15 protein-coding genes are annotated in these 17,701 nt (G+C 61.7%); 13 read left to right on the forward strand and 2 right to left on the reverse strand.

Features of this window, described 5'->3' with window-relative positions; translation table 11 throughout:
• Window positions 1-9 precede the first annotated feature (9 nt).
• Entirely contained in the window at window positions 10-807 is a 798-nt protein-coding gene (gene cobA / locus HA46_RS00940) for a uroporphyrinogen-III C-methyltransferase (protein WP_084881907.1), read from the forward strand.
• Here cobA and HA46_RS00945 read toward each other — a convergent pair.
• The gene (locus tag HA46_RS00945) at window positions 804-1,622 is read right to left on the reverse strand and encodes a DeoR/GlpR family DNA-binding transcription regulator (protein WP_033747611.1); all 819 of its coding nucleotides are present in this window, start codon (window positions 1,620-1,622) and stop codon (window positions 804-806) included. The two genes, cobA and HA46_RS00945, sit on opposite strands and share 4 nt — an antisense overlap.
• Before the next feature lie 379 nt (window positions 1,623-2,001).
• On the opposite strand from HA46_RS00945, the gene HA46_RS00950 reads away from it, so the two are divergent.
• The 8 genes from HA46_RS00950 (at window position 2,002) to HA46_RS00985 (ending at window position 10,538) form a co-directional block, all read left to right on the forward strand.
• Entirely contained in the window at window positions 2,002-2,799 is a 798-nt protein-coding gene (locus tag HA46_RS00950) for a GolD/DthD family dehydrogenase (protein WP_033789749.1), read from the forward strand.
• 53 nt (window positions 2,800-2,852) lie between these two features.
• A complete protein-coding gene (locus tag HA46_RS00955; RefSeq protein ID WP_084881908.1) occupies window positions 2,853-3,788 on the forward strand; it encodes a D-ribose ABC transporter substrate-binding protein in 936 nt (311 codons plus the stop codon).
• Window positions 3,789-3,834: 46 nt separating this feature from the next.
• A complete protein-coding gene (locus tag HA46_RS00960) occupies window positions 3,835-4,446 on the forward strand; it encodes a DUF2291 family protein (protein WP_084881909.1) in 612 nt (203 codons plus the stop codon).
• 9 nt (window positions 4,447-4,455) lie between these two features.
• Window positions 4,456-5,982, forward strand: coding sequence for a sugar ABC transporter ATP-binding protein (locus tag HA46_RS00965; RefSeq protein ID WP_084881910.1), 1,527 nt, complete (start codon window positions 4,456-4,458; stop codon window positions 5,980-5,982).
• A gap of 53 nt (window positions 5,983-6,035) precedes the next feature.
• Entirely contained in the window at window positions 6,036-7,103 is a 1,068-nt protein-coding gene (locus HA46_RS00970; protein ID WP_033789757.1) for an ABC transporter permease, read from the forward strand.
• A 12-nt stretch (window positions 7,104-7,115) separates the two neighbouring features.
• Window positions 7,116-7,913 carry a glucose 1-dehydrogenase gene (locus HA46_RS00975; RefSeq protein WP_084881911.1) on the forward strand — a complete coding sequence of 266 codons (798 nt, stop codon included), beginning with the start codon at window positions 7,116-7,118 and terminating at the stop codon, window positions 7,911-7,913.
• A gap of 163 nt (window positions 7,914-8,076) precedes the next feature.
• Window positions 8,077-9,519: a YchO/YchP family invasin gene (locus HA46_RS00980; protein WP_051563561.1), complete on the forward strand. Its 1,443-nt coding sequence runs from the start codon at window positions 8,077-8,079 to the stop codon at window positions 9,517-9,519.
• 110 nt (window positions 9,520-9,629) lie between these two features.
• Entirely contained in the window at window positions 9,630-10,538 is a 909-nt protein-coding gene (locus HA46_RS00985) for a bestrophin family protein (protein ID WP_084881912.1), read from the forward strand.
• Window positions 10,539-10,637: 99 nt separating this feature from the next.
• On the opposite strand, the gene HA46_RS00990 is transcribed toward HA46_RS00985, so the two are convergent.
• A complete protein-coding gene (locus HA46_RS00990) occupies window positions 10,638-11,711 on the reverse strand; it encodes a porin (protein ID WP_084881913.1) in 1,074 nt (357 codons plus the stop codon).
• A gap of 919 nt (window positions 11,712-12,630) precedes the next feature.
• Here HA46_RS00990 and HA46_RS00995 point away from each other — a divergent pair.
• From HA46_RS00995 to astB, 4 genes are read left to right on the forward strand one after another with little or no spacing between them, the layout of a single operon-like run.
• Window positions 12,631-13,851 (forward strand): aspartate aminotransferase family protein, encoded by a 1,221-nt coding sequence (locus HA46_RS00995; protein WP_084881914.1) that lies wholly within the window; start codon window positions 12,631-12,633, stop codon window positions 13,849-13,851.
• Window positions 13,848-14,879, forward strand: a complete 1,032-nt coding sequence (gene astA / locus HA46_RS01000) for an arginine N-succinyltransferase (RefSeq protein WP_033789767.1) — start codon at window positions 13,848-13,850, stop codon at window positions 14,877-14,879. Before HA46_RS00995 ends, astA begins: the two co-directional genes overlap by 4 nt.
• Complete coding sequence (gene astD / locus HA46_RS01005; protein WP_084881915.1) at window positions 14,876-16,345, forward strand: succinylglutamate-semialdehyde dehydrogenase; 1,470 nt, start codon at window positions 14,876-14,878, stop codon at window positions 16,343-16,345. The genes astA and astD overlap by 4 nt, the downstream gene beginning before the upstream one ends.
• The gene (gene astB, locus HA46_RS01010) at window positions 16,342-17,667 is read left to right on the forward strand and encodes an N-succinylarginine dihydrolase (RefSeq protein ID WP_084881916.1); all 1,326 of its coding nucleotides are present in this window, start codon (window positions 16,342-16,344) and stop codon (window positions 17,665-17,667) included. The genes astD and astB overlap by 4 nt, the downstream gene beginning before the upstream one ends.
• The last annotated feature ends 34 nt before the right edge of the window (window positions 17,668-17,701 follow it).

The following is a 17,701-nucleotide window of genomic DNA, read 5'->3' on the forward strand; positions in this document are numbered from 1 at the left end:
GAGAACGCGATGACCTTTGCTATCGATTCACTGAATAAACTGCTGTCGAGCGGCGACGGGCAGGGACGCGTCTGGCTGGTCGGCGCGGGGCCGGGCGACGTCGATCTTCTGACGGTAAAAGCGCTGCGGCTGCTGCATCAGGCCGACGTGGTGGTCTATGACCGGCTGGTGAGCGAGGCGGTCATGGCGGAGGTGCCGGGCTCGGCGCTCTGCATCGACGTCGGCAAGCAGCCCGGCCGTCACGGGATGAAACAGGGCGAGATCAACCAGCTGCTGGCGGATCTGGCGCGCGGCGGCCGCGAAGTGGTGCGGCTAAAGGGCGGCGATCCCTTTATCTTCGGCCGCGGCGGCGAAGAGCTGGCGTTCCTGCAGCAGGCGCAGGTGCGATGCGAGGTGGTGCCGGGCATCACCGCCGCCGTGGGCTGCGCCGCCGCCAGCAACATTCCGCTGACGCACCGCGACTGCGCCCAGTCGCTGCGGCTGATCACCGGCCACGGCAAGCTGGGCGAGCCGCAGCTGGCGGACCGGGCCTGCGGCGACCCGTGCGAGACCCTGGTGTTCTATATGGGGCTGCGCTGGAGCGCCTCGATCGCCGACCAGCTTCAAAAGCAGGGGCGCGCGGGCGATACGCCGGTGGCGATCGTCGAGAACGGCACGCGTGCGGATCAGCGGGTGCTGATCACCTCGCTGGCCGGGCTGGCGCAGACGGTGGCGCAGCAGCGGCCGGTCTCGCCGTCGCTGCTGATTGTCGGCGAGGTGGTGCGCTACGCCGCAGCGGCGCAGCAGGCCGCCGCCGCGCAGGCCTAGACCGCGCGCCGCTGCGCCTGCGGCAGCGACGCCACCAGCACGTTGACGCCGAGCGCCTCAAAGGCGGCGATCTGCGCCGCGCTGATGCCGTCGTCGGTGATCAGATAGTGGATATGGCTCCAGTCGCAGGGCAGCGCGAACATCGACACCTTGTCGATTTTGCTGGAGTCCGCCACCACGTAGACCGTGCTGGCAGAGTTGATCATCGCCATTTTCACCTTGATGTCGGTTTCGCTGGGGAAGCTGAGGCCGAGGCGCGGCGAAATGCAGGCGGTGGCGAGAAACAGCTTCTGCGCCAGCACGTTTTCAAAAAAGCTTGCCGCCTTTTCGCCGGAGGTGGAGAGGGTCGGGAATTTAAACGTGCCGCCGGTGAGCAGAATGTTGATACCCGGCTCGCCGCCCAGCTTGAGCGCGATATTCACCGCCGTGGTCACCACTGAGAGGCGGCGGATATGGCCGATCGCCTCGGCGATGGCGGTAGTGGTTGTGCCCGAATCGAAAATCACCGTGTCGCCATTTTCGATATGCTGCGCCGCCAGTCGACCGATCGCCTCTTTTTCCTCCAGATGGGTCTGCCGCTCCAGCAGCAGCGCGCCGGTGTTCTGCTTGCCGGTCATCAGGGTCGCGCCGCCGTGATAGCGCTGCACAAATCCCTGCTTTTGCAGCATTCTCAGGTCGGTGCGGATGGTGGCCTCCGTCAGGCCGAACGCCTCCGTCAGCGCCTTGACCGTCACCGTGCCGTCTTCGCGGATCATCTCCAGAATCTTTTCGCGGCGCTGCTGCATATCGGCAAGCTGCTCACTTTTGCTTTTCAATCGAAATGCTCCCTCTTCTCAACCACGGTTATATCCGGCCAATGGATGCCTGACGCTGAGTTTACCCCGCACTTTTGGCGAATGCGAGGCAGCCCGGCGCGCTATTTATTTTCGAACGAAAATGAACGGCGCGCATCCCTTTGAAAGCGCAGGGTTAGCATAGCGCCTTTATCCATGCCGGTTTTAGGCTGTTTACGCTATATCATGCGAAAACAAAGGGATAAAAATAATTTTCGCGAGGTGTATGAAATTTGATCTCACCCACATACCATTGCCATTCGATAGCTTATATTTTTGTTCGAAAATCAAATATCCCGTAAGCCCGGAAAAATCCGTTTTAACTGGAGCGGCCGCCGGCAACGACATAAGTGAGGAACAGATGAGCAGCGAATATGACGTAAACCTGCGCTACGGCGTCGACAGCGCGATGGATCTTGGCGGCAAAGTGGCGGTGGTGACCGGCGGACTCGGGGGCATCGCCATGGCGAGCAACGAGATGCTGCTGGCGAAAGGGGCGCGTCTGGCGCTGCTCTATCCCCCTTTCGAAGCGGAAAAGGTCGCCAGCCTGCGCGACAGCTTCGACGCCGACAGCGTGCAGTTCGTCGCCTGCGACGTGACCGATCCGGCGTCGGTGGAGAGGGCGTTTGACGAGGTGGCGCAGCGCTACGGCCAGATCGATATCCTGATCAACTGCGCTGGCTACGTCATGCTGCAGCCGGTGCTGGAGACCGATTTCGCCGAATGGCAGAAGCAGATCGCCGTCAACCTGACCGGACCCTTTCTCTGCGCGCAGGCGGCGGGCAAGCGCATGGTCGCGGCGGGCAAGGGGGGCAAAATCATCAACATCGCTTCGCAGGCGGCCTCTGTCGCCATTGATAACCACGTCGCCTACACCTCTGCGAAGGCGGGCCTGCTCGGCATGACCAAAGTGATGGCGAAAGAGTTCGCGCCGCACCGCATCAACGTTAATACCCTGTCGCCCACCGTGGTATTGACGCCGATGGGCGAAAAAGCCTGGCGCGGCGAGAAGGGCGAAGAGATGAAAAAGCTGATCCCGTTAGGCCGCTTCGCCTATACCGATGAAATCGCCGCTGCCGTGCTGTTTTTCGCCAGCAACGGCAGCGACATGATTACCGGCGCCGATCTGATGATCGATGGCGGTTTCACCATCTGGTAATGCAGCACCAGCCCTAAAGCCTCACCCCTACAAATAGAAGAGAGAATATCCCCATGAAAATCCGCTCCCTGCTGTGCACCGCGATCGCCGCCAGCCTCTTCTCCAGCGCCGGCTTCGCGGCGGAGAAAGGCACCATCATGATCCTCGTCAACTCGCTGGATAACCCCTATTACGCCTCCGAAGCCAAGGGCGCCAACCTCAAGGCGCAGGAGCTCGGTTACAAAACCTCGGTGCTGTCGCACGGGGAAGACGTGAAGAAGCAGAGCGAGCTGATCGACGCCGCCATCGGCAAAAAAGTACAGGGCATTATTCTCGACAATGCCGACTCCACCGCCAGCGTCGCGGCGATCAAAAAGGCTAAAGAGGCGGGGATTCCGGTGGTGCTGATCAACCGCGAAATCCCGGTCGACGACGTGGCGCTGGAGCAGATCACCCATAACAACTTCCATGCCGGTTCCGACGTCGCCACCGTGTTCGTCGAGAAGATGGGCGAGAAGGGCAAATATGCCGAGCTGACCTGCAACCTGGCGGATAACAACTGCGTGACCCGTTCGAAATCCTTCCATCAGGTGCTGGACCAGTATCCCGATATGCAGAGAGTGGCGCGCCAGGATGCGAAAGGCACCCTGATCGACGGCAAGCGCATCATGGACAGCATTCTGCAGGCGCATCCCGACGTGAAAGGGGTGATCTGCGGCAACGGGCCGGTAGCGCTGGGCGCGATCGCCGCCCTGAAGGCGGCGGGCCGCGACGACGTGACCGTGGTGGGGATCGACGGCAGCAACGACGAGCGCGACGCGGTGAAGGCGGGCACGCTGAAAGCCACGGTGATGCTGCAGGCGCAGGCGATCGCCGCGCAGGGCGTCGCCGATCTGGATAACTTCATTCAGAAAGGGGTCAAGCCGGCGAAGCAGCGCGTGATGTTCCGCGGCATCCTGATTACGCCGGATAACGCCAGCGGCGTGCAGGACTTCAACTTCAAGTCGTAACCCCCTTGCAGCGGCGCCCGTCCTGGACGGGCGTCAGGAGAACCCCATGGACAGACGACTCTGGCTTCTGCTTCCGATGATCGTGCTTGGCGGTTGCCGCATTGTGTCGCAGCAGGAGCTGGCGGATCTGAAAAACCCGCCGAATCCGAAAATGGCGAATATCGCCCAGACCTGGCGTGAACAGCTGGTGCCGCAGGTGCGGCGCGACGCGAAACCCGCGGGCGAACTGCTGAAGGCGCTGCAGGCGGCGAAGGATTTCGACACCGCCTGCAGCACGCTGGGCTATCGCAGCCAGGCGGAAAACCCCTGCGTGTTTAGCGTCAGCGTCAGCGGCGAAGTGACGGCGATCAATGCCACGTCGCGCAGCGGCCGCATGACGGTTAAAGAGGCCTCTGGCGACGACATCACGGTGCAGACCGGACCGATTATTCCCGGTACCGCGCTGCGTGACGCTTTTAAAGGGGCCAGCTATCAGGACTTTAACGATCAGGTGCTGTTCGGCGACTACGGCCGCGCCATCAATCAGCAGGCCTCCAGCATGATGACCGCCTTCAAGCCGAAAGTGGGCGACAAGGTGCAGCTGACGGGCGTATTCAGCAGCTGGGATGTGCCGCAGCAGATCCCGAACGTGACGCCTGTCGCCATCGCGCGGCAGTAAGGAGCGGTTATGCAGCATCCACAAGCGGACGGCGAGGTGATCATCGAGACGCGCGGCCTGTCGCGCATCTATCCCGGCGTCACCGCGCTCGATCAGGTCAACTACCGCGTCTATCGCAACAAGGTCAACGTGCTGATCGGCGAAAACGGCGCGGGCAAATCTACCATGATGAAGATGCTGGCCGGGGTAGAGACCCCTTCCAGCGGCGAAATCCTGCTCGACGGCGAGCCCGTATCGCTCTCCTCGACGCACCAGGCAGAAAAACAGGGCATCAGCATTATCTTTCAGGAGCTGAACCTGTTTCCCAACATGAACGTGATGGACAACATCTTTATCGCCAACGAGTTCTTCCAGCGCGGTGTGATCAACGAGAAGTATCAGTATGCGCTGGCGAAGTCGCTGCTGGAGCGGCTGGAGCTGGATGTCGATCCCTATGCGCCGCTGGGCGAGCTGGGCATCGGGCATCAGCAGCTGGTGGAGATCGCGCGGGCGCTCTCGAAAGATACGCGCGTGCTGATTATGGACGAGCCGACCAGCGCGCTCAGCCAGTCGGAGGTCAAGGTGCTGTTCAACGTCATTGAACAGCTGAAGCGGCGCGGCGTCACCATTATCTATATCTCGCACCGGCTGGAGGAGCTGATGGAGATCGGCGACCACATCACCATCTTCCGCGACGGCCGCTTTATCAGCGAGCGCGAGGTGCGCGACGCCAGCGTGCCCTGGATTATCGAACAGATGGTCGGCGACAAGAAAAAGCACTTTGACTATCAGGCGGCGGCGCAGGGCGAAACGGTGCTGGAAGTGGACGGCCTGACCGCGCTGCATCAGAACGGCGGCTACCGGCTTAACGACGTCAGCTTCTCGCTGCGCAAAGGGGAAGTCATCGGCATTTACGGCCTGCTGGGCGCCGGGCGCACCGAGCTGTTCAAAGGGCTGATCGGCCTGATGCACTGCCAGTCGGGCAAGGTGCGGCTGGCGGGCGGCGCGCTCGAGCGGTGCAGCTTTCAGCAGCGGCTGAAGCGCGGCATTACGCTGGTGCCGGAGGATCGCCAGGGCGAAGGCGTGGTGCAGCTGATGTCGATCACCGCCAACATGACGCTGACCGATCTCAGCCTGCGCGGTTTTCGCCGCGCGCTGCGGCTGCTGCATCCGGCCAAAGAGAAGCGGCGCGTCGACGAGATGATCCAGCATCTGGCGATCAAGGTCAGCGATCCCGAACTGCCGATTACCTCGCTGAGCGGCGGCAACCAGCAGAAGGTGGTGCTGGGCAAGGCGCTGATGACCGGGCCGCAGGTGGTGCTGCTGGACGAGCCGACGCGCGGCATCGACGTCGGCGCGAAAACCGACGTCTATCACCTGATCGGCACGCTGGCGCAGCAGGGGCTGGCGGTGATGTTCTCCTCTTCCGAACTGGATGAGGTAATGGCGCTGGCTGACCGCGTGCTGGTGATGGCTGACGGCCGTATTACCGCTGATTTACCCCGCGCTGACGTCACGCGCGAAAAACTGATTACGGCCTCGACGCCGCATGACTAAGCCGCCGGTTTACCAGGCATGACGGGCGGCGTCGGTCGCCCGCAGGAGAGATGATGAACCAAAAATACCTGCTCTATATGTACCTGCTGAAAGCGCGCACCTTTATCGCGCTGCTGATCGTCATCGGCTTTTTCAGCGTTATGGTGCCGAACTTTCTCACCCCGTCGAACCTGCTGATTATGACCCAGCACGTCGCCATTACCGGCCTGCTGGCGATCGGCATGACGCTGGTGATCCTCACCGGCGGCATCGATCTTTCGGTGGGTGCGGTGGCGGGCATCTGCGGCATGGTGGCGGGCGCGCTGCTCACCAGCGGCGTGCCGTTGTGGAACGGCAATACCCTGTTTCTTAACGTGCCGGAGGTGATCCTCGCGGTGGCGCTGTTCGGCGTGATTATCGGGCTGGTGAACGGCGCGGTGATCACCCGGCTCGGCGTCGCGCCCTTTATCTGCACGCTGGGCATGATGTATGTGGCGCGCGGCGCGGCGCTGCTGTTCAACGACGGCAGCACCTACGCCAATCTGGTCGGCCTGCCGGCGCTCGGCAATACCGGCTTCGCCTTTCTCGGCTCCGGCACGCTGCTCGGCATCTATCTGCCGATCTGGCTGATGCTGGGCTTCCTGCTGCTCGGGCTCTACCTGACGCGCAAAACGCCGCTGGGACGCTATATCTACGCCACCGGCGGCAACGAATCGGCCGCGCGGCTGGCGGGCGTGCCGATCGTGAAGGTGAAGATTTTCGTCTACGCCTTCTCCGGCCTTTGCGCCGGGCTGGTGGGGCTGGTGGTGGCGTCACAGCTGCAAACCGCGCATCCGATGACCGGCAATATGTTCGAGATGGACGCCATCGGCGCCACGGTATTGGGCGGCACGGCGCTGGCGGGCGGCCGCGGCCGCGTCTCCGGCTCGATTATCGGCGCGTTCGTCATCGTCTTTCTCGCCGACGGCATGGTGATGATGGGCGTCAGCGACTTCTGGCAGATGGTGATCAAGGGGCTGGTGATTGTTACCGCCGTGGTGATCGACCAGTTCCAGCAGCGGTTGCAAAGCAAAGTGGTGCTGCTGCGTCGCCATGAAAAAAAGCAGCAGTCGACATCGGTATCTGAAGTCAGTCATGGATAAGCGGAGGGCAACATGACGCGTAATTTTCAAGGACAAACCGTAGTGATTACCGGCGCCTGTCGCGGCATCGGAGCCGGCATCGCGGCGCGCTTTGCGCGCGACGGCGCAAACCTGGTGATGGTCTCCAACGCCGAGCGGGTGTTCGCCACCGCCGAAGCGCTAAAGGAGACGTACGGCAGCGATATTCTGGCGCTGCAGGCGGACGTCACCGACGAAGCGGCGGTCCAGCAGCTCTATCAGCAGGCGTTCGAGCGCTTCGGCCGCATCGACGTGTCGATTCAAAACGCGGGCGTTATCACCATCGACCGCTTCGACGCCATGCCGAAAGCGGATTTCGACAAGGTGCTGGCGGTGAATACCACCGGCGTTTGGCTCTGCTGCCGCGAAGCGGCGAAATATATGGTGAAGCAGAAGGGCGGCAGCCTGATCAATACCTCTTCGGGCCAGGGGCGCCAGGGATTTATCTATACGCCGCACTACGCGGCGAGCAAGATGGGGGTGATCGGCATTACCCAGAGCCTGGCGCTGGAGCTGGCGCCCTGGCATATCACCGTGAACGCCTTCTGTCCCGGCATTATCGAGAGCGAGATGTGGGACTACAACGACCGCGTCTGGGGCGAGATCCTCAGCACCGATGAGAAAAAATATGGCAAGGGCGAGCTAATGGCGGAGTGGGTAGAGAATATTCCGCTGAAGCGCGCCGGCCAGCCGGAGGATGTCGCCGGGCTGGTGGCGTTTCTCGCCTCTGACGACGCGCGCTATATTACCGGCCAGACCATCAACGTCGATGGCGGGCTAATCTTCTCCTGACGCCCTCTTGAGGCTGGATAAATCCGAGTTTATCCAGCTTTTCCCCTGCTTTTTCCGCAATTCCCCGTGATCCTCTGCAAATTCATCATGATGTGTTAAAGTAAATTCAAGTCATTTTGTGAGACAGGTCTCGTTAATCAGCTGAAAAATCCGATAAGACGCTATGTTTTTTCACCGCTTTGCCCGTCCTTTTTTTGCCTGTTCGCCCCTTGTCGCGGCGATGCTTTCCGCTGTGCCTGCGGCGCAGGCTTTCACCGGCACCGCCTCCGTGGCGGAGACGCCTTTCGAGGATCCGGCGCGCTTCAACCAGCAGCTGGCGGCGCTGCCGTCGCTGGGCAACGTGCAGAGCGACGACGAGTGGAATAAGCGGCTCGCCGCTATCGCCAAAGATATCGGCGAAGCGAGCCAGAACGGCGACAACAGCACCAGTTTCGGCCAGCAGGCGGGCGTCTGGGCCTTTAACCACTTTCGCGACGAGGTGGCGAGCCGCGTCGAGAGCGAAGGGCAGTCGCTGCTGTCGCCCTACGGCAACGCCCAGCTCGATCTGATGGTGGATATGCAGGGCAGCTTTACCGGCACCGGCGGCGACCTCTTCACCGCGCTGGCGGACGAGCACAGCCATCTCACCTTTAGCCAGGTGGGGCTGCGCGACACCAGCGACGGGCTGGTGGGCAACGTCGGTTTGGGCCAGCGCTGGGTGACGCCGAACTGGTTGTTAGGCTATAACGCCTTTCTCGATCGCAGCTTCGATATCGGCCAGCAGCGCGCCTCGTTCGGCACTGAAGCCTGGAACGAGAATCTGCGCTTCTCCGCCAACTACTATCACCCGGTGGGCAGCTGGAAGAACAGCGGCGACACCGAGCAACAGCGCATGGCGCGCGGCTACGACATCACCACGCAGAGCTATCTGCCGTTCTATCGTCAGCTCGGCGTATCGCTGAGCTGGGAGCAGTATCTCGGCGACAACGTCGATCTTTTCCACAGCGGCAACCGCTACCACAACCCCTCCGCGCTGTCGCTGGGCCTCTCCTATACGCCAGTGCCGCTGGTGACGCTGTCGGCCAGCCACAAGACCAGCAGCGCGGGCGAGACCCAGGATCAGCTGGGGTTGAAGCTCAACTATCGCTTCGGCGTGGCGCTGAGCAAGCAGCTGGAAGCGAGCAACGTCGCCGAGGCGCGTTCGCTACGCGGCAGCCGCTACGATCGCGTCACCCGTTCCGATACGCCGGTGCTCAATTTTCGCCAGCGCAAAACCCTGTCGGTATTCCTCGCCACGCCGCCGTGGCAGCTGACGCCGGGCGAAAGCCTGCCCCTGAAGCTGCAGATCCGCCACAGCAATCCGATTAAGGCGGTGAGCTGGCAGGGCGATACCCAGGCGCTGAGCCTGACGCCGCCCGCGAATAACAGCCAGCCGCAGGGCTGGAGCCTGATCGTGCCCGCCTGGGACGACTCGCCAGGCGCCAGCAACGAGTACCGCCTGTCGGTGACCCTGGAGGATGACAAGCAGCAGCGCGTCACGTCGAACTGGATCACTCTGAAGGTGCAGCCGCCGATGCAGGTTGATGCCGGCGCGGCATCAGATCGCTTCGATATTATGGCGCCCTGACAGCCAACGCGCGGCCGGCGGTAAAGTGTGACAATTGTCACAATTTATCGCTGGTCAGGCGTGCGGGAAAGTCGCAGAATCGCCGCAAAATCCCTTGTCATCTGCACATCATGATCGTTCGTCCCCATCGCCACTGGTTCGTTCGTTTGTTCGCCTGGCACGGCTCCGTGCTGCCTGCCATCTCATTTCGCCTGTGTCTCAACTTGCTGATGTCGCTGCTCGCGCTCTGGCTGCTCAACTGGTACGAGACGCTCGGCATAAAGCTGACGCTGGCGCCTTTCAGCCTGCTCGGCGTCTCCATCGCGGTGTTTCTCGGCTTTCGCAACAGCGTCTGCTTCGCGCGCTTCAGCGAGGCGCGCCATTTTTTCGGCGCGCTGCTGATCGCCTGCCGCACGCTTCAGCGTCAGGTGCTGGCGCTCTTTCCTGAAGATGCGCCGCGTATTCAGGCGCTGCTGCTGGCGTTCTGCTACAGCCTGAAGCACCAGCTGCGGCGCAGCGACGCGCGCGCCGATCTGCAGCGGCTGCTCGGGGAGGATGCCGACTGGGTGCTGTCGCGCCGCTCGCCGACCAATATGCTGCACCTTCAACTCTCGCACTGGCTGGCGGATCAGCGTCGGCAGGGCAAAATCAGCGATCTGGTGTGGAGCAATATCGACGAGAGCCTGAATCAGCTGGCGGCTGTGCTCGGCGGCTGCGAACGCCTGGCGAGCATGCCGGTGCCGTTCGCCTACGGCCTGCTGCTGCACCGCACCGTCTATCTCTTCTGCACGCTGCTGCCGTTCGCGCTGGCGCCCGATCTGCACTACATGACGCCGATGGTGTCGATGTTTATCTCCTATACCTTTTTGTCGCTTGATACGCTGGCGGAAGAGCTGGAGATGCCGTTCGGCTATCAGAACAACCATCTGCCGATGGATGCGATCTGCACCAATATCGAGATCAGCCTGCGGGAAATGGCGGGGGAAGAAGAGACGCTGCCGACGCCGCTGCGCCCGGACGCCTACTATCGCCTGACCTAGCTCAGGCGGCGCACTCTCTGGGGCCGAAAAAAAGGCCGCTTGCGCGGCCCTGCGCGCCCGGTTGACACGGACCGGGCGCAGAGTGAGGGTAAGACCTTATCAGAACTGGTAGATCAGGCCGACGGCAGTGATATCGTCGGTCTTCAGGCCCAGCGGGTTGTTGTCGTCCAGCAGATTGATCTTGTACTCCACATAGGTCGACATGTTTTTATTGAAATAGTAAGTGGTGCCTACCGCAACATATTTGAAGATGTCTGCGTCGCCGATATTCTCAATCTCTTTGCCCTTTGATGAGACGTAGCCTATCGACGGGCGCAGGCCGTTCAGGAACTGATACTGCGCCACCGCTTCGAAGTTCTGCGCTTTGTTGGCGAAGCCGCCGCTGATCGGCGTGGCGTTCAGGGTTTCGCCATACATCGCCGCCAGATAGATCTGATTCGCATCATATTTCACCGCCGTGGCCCAGTTCTGCGCTCTGTCGCCGTCGCCGCGCGCCGCCGCATTCTGCGTCTCGGTGCGGTCGAGCGTGGCGTAGGCGCCGGTGAAGCTCAGGCCGAAATCGAAGGCGTAGCTGGCGGAAAGAGCGTAGCCGTCGCCGTTGGAGCGGCGCACGCCGTCGGTATTGCCGGCGCGATCGTTTTTGCCTTGATACTGTGCGGCCAGGCTCACGCCTTCTATCAGGCCGAAGAAATCTTTGTTGCGCCAGGTGAGCAGGCCGGTGGAGCGCCCCGCCAGAAAGGCGTCGGTATAGCCGGAATCGCCGCCGAAGAAGGGCAGCATATCGGTATAGGCGAACGCGTCGTAGACCAGCCCGTAGTTGCGGCCATAGTCGAGCGAGCCGGCGTCGCCAAACTTCAGGCCGGCATAGCCGAGGCGGGTGCGATTGCCGTTCTGCGCGTCGCTGCCTTCCGAGTTGCGCAGGCTGTACTGATACTGCCAGAAGCCATAGCCGGTGAGCTGGTCGGTAATTTTGGTTTCGCCCTTAAAGCCGAGACGCGTGTAGGATGAGGTATCGCCATCGTTGCTGCTGTCGTTGGAAAACAGGTGCGAGACGTTAATTTTTCCCACTAAGTCGAGTTTGTTGCCATCTTTATTATAAATCTCCGCTGCCTGACCGGCAGACATTCCCATAAGAGACGACATCACTGCCGCCGCTAACGCGCGCTTCATCATTTATATTTACCCTGTCTTTGTTAATTATTATTCCCCGCTATCTGGGGTGAAAGAAAAATGACACAAAAGGGTAAGTTGACCTAGTGCAATAAGTGTAACTAAATATTTAAAAGATTGTCCGGCCGTTTGCTTTGTTTGTTTTTTGATCTTTCTGGCGCGACGTAGATTATCTTCAGATAAAAGGTCAATAAAATAATTTTTATTTAAAATACTGATATTTATGATTATATTTTATTTTTCTGCAGGGGGTTATCTGGGGTCTGCGCCTGATTGATCGGCTAGACAATCCCAAATAAAAATCAAGCTTTACCGGAAAAGTTCAATGGACAGAATAAAAGTAAAGCTCTAATGATTAGCTCGGTTACAAATCAATTATCCATCATTAATTCTTATTGCCGCGTTGATAATAACCTCAGAAATAATTGTTTTAACACGCGACGTTTATTTAATGAAGCCGGGTTAATAAAGCGCCTGGCGTTTCTCCCACGGGACGACCCTCCTCAGTATGACCAGACGGATTGCCTTTGGCATAAAGTCTGCCCCCTCTTTTTATGCGATCGATCTGCCCTGAAACAGCGCACGCTGCACTTATAAAGGGCGTTTTTTGCCTGAATTTGAACATAAAAGTCAGGAGCGATCACAAAAGCAATATTTACTCTGGCAACTGCATAAATCTGCTGAGGAATATGCGGCGCAGGCGCGGCGAGCACGAAATTATTCACTATATATGCACTTAAAGTGAATAATAGAGATTTGTAAGTTATTGATATTTCGTAACAGCTCCTCTTTTATGCATTTATTCGCTTTGCTGGCACGCAAGCTGCACTTTACAGTAGGGCTGCGTTTACCCGAATTTCACAAATTTAAAACATTCGCTTTACTCACCGGCGCGCCGGGCGGGAAAGCAGGAGAAACAGTTATGTCACTGCAGGTTTCGCGTCACGATTTCGATCAATGGATGGTACCGGTCTATGCGCCAGCGAACTTTGTACCGGTACGCGCATCGGGCTCGACCCTCTGGGATCAGAACGGTAAAGAGTATATCGACTTTGCCGGCGGCATTGCGGTTAACGCATTGGGCCATGCGCACCCAGCGCTGCAGCAGGCGCTGACCGAACAGGCGTCGCGCCTGTGGCATACCGGCAACGGCTATACCAACGAGCCGATCCTGCGGCTGGCGAAGCAGCTGATCGATGCCACCTTCGCTGACCGCGTCTTCTTCTGCAACTCCGGCGCCGAAGCCAACGAGGCGGCGCTGAAGCTGGCGCGTAAAACGGCGCACGATCGCTTCGGCGCGCACAAGAGCGGCATTGTCGCCTTTAATAACGCCTTTCACGGCCGCACCCTGTTTACCGTTTCCGCTGGCGGCCAGCCCGCCTATTCAAAAGATTTCGCGCCGCTGCCGCCCGATATCCGCCATACGCCGTTTAACGATCTGGAAGCGGCGGCGCAGCTCATCGACGACAACACCTGCGCGGTAATCGTCGAGCCGATTCAGGGCGAAGGCGGCGTGCTGCCTGCCGATCCCGCCTTTTTGCGCGGCCTGCGCGCGCTGTGCGACCAGCACCAGGCGCTGCTGATTTTTGACGAAGTGCAGAGCGGCGTGGGCCGCACCGGTTCGCTCTACGCCTATATGCACTACGGCGTGACGCCGGACGTGCTCACCACCGCCAAGGCGCTGGGCGGCGGTTTCCCTATCGGCGCGATGCTGACCCGCGAAGATCTGGCGCAGGTGATGAATGTCGGCACCCACGGCACCACCTACGGCGGCAATCCGCTGGCGGGCGCGGTGGCAGGCAAGGTACTGGAGCTGATTAACCAGCCTGCGACCATGGCGGGCGTCACGGCGCGCCATCAGTGGATCGTCGAGGCGCTGGAGGAGATTAACCAGCGGCTGCATCTGTTTAAAGAAGTGCGCGGCCTGGGCCTGCTGATTGGCGCGGTGCTGAATGAGGACTATGCCGGTAAAGCGAAGCAGTTCAACCTGGCGGCCGCCGAGCAGGGCGTGATGGTGCTGATCGCCGGCGCTAACGTGGTGCGCTTCGCGCCGGCGCTGAATATCAGCGAAGAGGAAGTTAAAACCGGCATGGCGCGCTTTGCCGTGGCTTGTGAACACCTGGCGCGAGGATCGACATCATGATGGTGATTCGCCCTGTTGAACATGACGATCTGGCGCAGCTCTTGACGCTGGCCGGCAAAACCGGCGGCGGACTGACCTCGCTGCCGGTCGACAGCCCCACGCTACAGGCGCGCATCGAGCGCTCGCTGCAAACCTGGCAGGGTACGCTGCCGCGCGCCGAACAGGGCTACGTCTTCGTGCTGGCGGACAGCGAAGAGAATCGCGCCGTGGGCATCTGCGCCATTGAGGTGGCGGTCGGACTGCAGGAGCCCTGGTATAACTTTCGCGTCGGCACCCAGGTGCACGCCTCGAAAGAGCTCAACGTCTACGCGGCGCTGCCGACGTTGTCGCTGAGCAATGACCATACCGGCAGCAGCGAACTCTGCACGCTGTTTCTCGACCCCGACTACCGCGACGGCAAAAACGGCTATCTGCTCTCGAAGTCGCGCTTTCTCTTTATGGCCAACTTTCGCCATCAGTTTATGGATCGCGTGGTGGCGGAGATGCGCGGCGTCAGCGACGACGCGGGCCATTCGCCTTTTTGGGAGAGCGTCGGCAGCCGCTTTTTCTCCATGGAGTTTCGCAAGGCCGACTTCCTCAGCGGCACCGGCCAGAAAGCCTTTATCGCCGAGCTGATGCCGAAGCATCCGCTCTACATCGACTACCTGTCACCCGAGGCGCGGGCGGTGATCGGCCAGGTGCATGAGAAGACCGCGCCCGCGCGCGCGGTGCTGGAGGCAGAGGGGTTCCGCTACCGCAATTATATCGACATCTTCGACGGCGGCCCGACGCTGGAGTGCGAAATCGACGACATTCGCGCCATCCGCAAAAGCCATGTGCGCAGCGCTGCGCTCGGCGAACCGGACGCACATGCGCCGCTCTGTCTGGTGGCGAATCTAGACTATCACCGTTTCCGCGTCGCGCTGCTGCCAGCGCGCATCGAGCAGCATGACGTGGTACTAAATGAGAATCAGCTCAGGGCGTTGCACGTTGAGCCAGGCGATAGCCTGCGCGTGGTGACGCTGGGCGGCGAGGAGAAAAAAGCATGACGCAGATGATTAACGGCGAATGGCAGCCGGGCCGCGGCGACGCCTTGCGTAAAATCGATCCGGTGTTCGGCGAAACGCTGTGGCAGGGCGAGGCCGCCACCGCGGAGCAGATCGCGCAGGCCGCGGCGGCCGCCCGCGAGGCGTTTCCCGCCTGGGCGCGCCGACCTTTCGCCGAGCGTCAGGCGCTGGCCGAGCGTTTCGCCGCGCTGCTGGAGAGCCACAAAACCGAGCTGGCGGAAACCATCGCCGCTGAAACCGGCAAGCCGCGCTGGGAAGCGCTGACCGAAGTGCAGGCGATGATCAATAAGATCGCGATCTCTGTGAAGGCTTTCCACACGCGCACCGGCGAACAGCACGAGGGCGAAAGCTCGCTGCGCCATCGCCCGCACGGCGTGCTGGCGGTATTCGGCCCCTACAACTTCCCCGGCCATCTGCCGAACGGCCATATCGTGCCGGCGCTGCTGGCGGGCAACTGCGTACTGTTCAAGCCGAGCGAGCTGACGCCCCTGACGGCGGAGAAAACCGTGCGACTCTGGCTGGAAGCGGGGCTGCCGCGCGGCGTGCTGGCGCTGCTGCAGGGCGCGCGCGCCACCGGACAGGCGCTGGCGGCGGAGACGCAGATCGACGGCGTGCTTTTTACCGGCAGCGCGGGCACCGGCTATCAGCTGCATCGGCAGTTCGCCGGCCAGCCGGAAAAAATGCTGGCGCTGGAAATGGGCGGCAACAATGCGCTGATCGTCGAGGATCCGGCGGATATCGACGCGGCGGTGCATATCGCTATTCAGTCCGCGTTCATTACCGCCGGGCAGCGCTGCACCTGCGCGCGCCGTCTGCTGGTGAAGCGCGGCGCGGCGGGCGACGCCTTCCTGCAGCGGCTGCTGCAGGTCAGCGCCCGGCTGCAGCCCGGCGCGTGGAACGCCGAGCCGCAGCCCTTTATGGGCAGCGCCATCTCCGTCGAGGCGGCGGAAAAGATCTATCAGGCGTGGCAGCAGCGCGTCGCGCTCGGCGGCACGCCGCTGCTGGAGATGCGCTGGCCACAGCGCAGCAATGCGCTGCTGACCCCCGGCATTATCGATGTCACCCGGGTCAGCGGCCTGCCGGACGAAGAGGTCTTCGGCCCGCTGCTTAACGTCATTCGCTACGACAGCTTCGATGAGGCGATCCGCCTCGCCAACGAGACGCGCTACGGCCTCTCTTGCGGCCTAATCTCTCCGTCGCGTGCGCAGTTCGACCAGCTGCTGCTGGAGGCGCGCGCCGGTATCGTCAACTGGAACAAGCCGCTCACCGGCGCGGCGAGCAGCGCGCCGTTCGGCGGCATCGGCGCGTCCGGCAACCATCGCGCCAGCGCCTGGTATGCGGCGGACTACTGCGCCTGGCCGATGGCGTCGCTGGAGACGCCCGATCTGACGCTGCCCGCCGCGCTTTCGCCGGGGCTCGATTTCTCCGCACGCGAGGAGCAGGCATGAAAACCACAGAAGCGAATTTCGACGGGCTGGTAGGCCTGACGCACCACTATGCCGGGCTGTCGTTCGGCAACGAGGCCTCGACGCGCCACCAGCATCAGCCGTCGAACCCGCGCCTCGCGGCGAAGCAGGGGCTGCTGAAGATGAAGGCGCTGGCGGACAAAGGCTTTGTGCAGGGGGTGATCCCGCCACACGAGCGGCCGAACCTGCCGCTGCTGCGCCAGCTCGGCTTCCGCGGCAGCGACGAACAGGTGCTGACGCAGGCGGCGAAGGCGTCGCCCGGGCTGCTGTCGGCGGTCAGCTCCGCCTCGGCGATGTGGGTTGCTAACGCGGCGACGGTGTCGCCCTCGGCCGACAGCGCCGACGGGCGCGTGCATTTCACCGTCGCCAACCTGAACAATAAATTTCATCGCGCCATGGAGGCGCCGCAGACCGCCCGGCTGCTGCGCGCTATCTTTCGCGATCCGCAGCATTTCGACGTGCACGACGCGCTGCCGCAGGTGGCGCTGTTCGGCGACGAAGGCGCCGCCAACCATAACCGCCTCGGCGCCGAGTATGGCGAACGTAGCCTGCAGCTCTTCGTTTACGGGCGCGACGACAACGGCGGCGTCGCGCCGGGACGTTATCCCGCGCGCCAGACGCTGCAGGCGAGCCAGGCAGTGGCCAGGCTGCATCAGCTTGACGAGCGCCACACGATCTTTGCCCAGCAAAACCCGCACGTTATCGACCAGGGGGTGTTTCATAACGACGTTATCGCGGTCAGCAACCGCGAAGCGCTCTTCCTCCATCAGCGGGCGTTCGTCGATCAGCCTGCGCTGCTGGCGACGCTGCAGCGTCGCGTGCCTGGCTTTACCGCCATTGAGGTGCCCGAAAGCCGCGTCTCGGTGGCGGACGCGGTCAGCACTTATCTCTTCAACAGCCAGCTGCTGAGCCGCGACGATGGCGCGATGCTGCTGGTGCTGCCCGAAGAGTCGCGCCAGCATCCCGGCGTCTGGGGCTACCTGAGCGAGCTGGTGGAGCAGGGCGGCCCGGTGCGCGAACTGGCGAGCTTCGACCTGCGCGAAAGCATGCAAAACGGCGGCGGCCCCGCCTGTCTGCGACTGCGCGTGGTGCTGACGCCGCAGGAGCGGCAGGCGCTCAATCCGGCGGTGATAATGAACGATCGCCTGTTCGCCACGCTTAACGACTGGGTGGATCGCCACTACCGCGATCGCCTGACGCAGGCGGATCTGGCAGACCCGCAGCTGTTGACAGAGGGCCGCGAGGCGCTGGACGAGCTGACCCGGCTGCTGGACTTAGGCAACGTCTACGCGTTTCAGCAGTAGCGGGAAAGGCGCTCACATCGCAGAAAGGAGGTTT

The sequence above is a fragment of the Pantoea septica genome, from assembly GCF_002095575.1.
Taxonomy (GTDB): Bacteria; Pseudomonadota; Gammaproteobacteria; order Enterobacterales; family Enterobacteriaceae; genus Pantoea; species Pantoea septica.

Excerpts from the sequence above, each read along its gene's own strand:
- HA46_RS00985 (WP_084881912.1), top strand. The coding sequence starts at position 9,630 with ATGATCGTTCGTCCCCATCGCCACTGGTTCGTTCGTTTGTTCGCCTGG.
- cobA (WP_084881907.1), top strand. The coding sequence starts at position 10 with ATGACCTTTGCTATCGATTCACTGAATAAACTGCTGTCGAGCGGCGAC.
- HA46_RS00990 (WP_084881913.1), bottom strand. The coding sequence starts at position 11,711 with ATGATGAAGCGCGCGTTAGCGGCGGCAGTGATGTCGTCTCTTATGGGA.
- astD (WP_084881915.1), top strand. The coding sequence starts at position 14,876 with ATGACGCAGATGATTAACGGCGAATGGCAGCCGGGCCGCGGCGACGCC.
- astB (WP_084881916.1), top strand. The coding sequence starts at position 16,342 with ATGAAAACCACAGAAGCGAATTTCGACGGGCTGGTAGGCCTGACGCAC.
- HA46_RS00960 (WP_084881909.1), top strand. The coding sequence starts at position 3,835 with ATGGACAGACGACTCTGGCTTCTGCTTCCGATGATCGTGCTTGGCGGT.
- HA46_RS00950 (WP_033789749.1), top strand. The coding sequence starts at position 2,002 with ATGAGCAGCGAATATGACGTAAACCTGCGCTACGGCGTCGACAGCGCG.
- HA46_RS00980 (WP_051563561.1), top strand. The coding sequence starts at position 8,077 with ATGTTTTTTCACCGCTTTGCCCGTCCTTTTTTTGCCTGTTCGCCCCTT.
- HA46_RS00995 (WP_084881914.1), top strand. The coding sequence starts at position 12,631 with ATGTCACTGCAGGTTTCGCGTCACGATTTCGATCAATGGATGGTACCG.
- HA46_RS00955 (WP_084881908.1), top strand. The coding sequence starts at position 2,853 with ATGAAAATCCGCTCCCTGCTGTGCACCGCGATCGCCGCCAGCCTCTTC.
- HA46_RS00975 (WP_084881911.1), top strand. The coding sequence starts at position 7,116 with ATGACGCGTAATTTTCAAGGACAAACCGTAGTGATTACCGGCGCCTGT.
- HA46_RS00965 (WP_084881910.1), top strand. The coding sequence starts at position 4,456 with ATGCAGCATCCACAAGCGGACGGCGAGGTGATCATCGAGACGCGCGGC.
- astA (WP_033789767.1), top strand. The coding sequence starts at position 13,848 with ATGATGGTGATTCGCCCTGTTGAACATGACGATCTGGCGCAGCTCTTG.
- HA46_RS00970 (WP_033789757.1), top strand. The coding sequence starts at position 6,036 with ATGAACCAAAAATACCTGCTCTATATGTACCTGCTGAAAGCGCGCACC.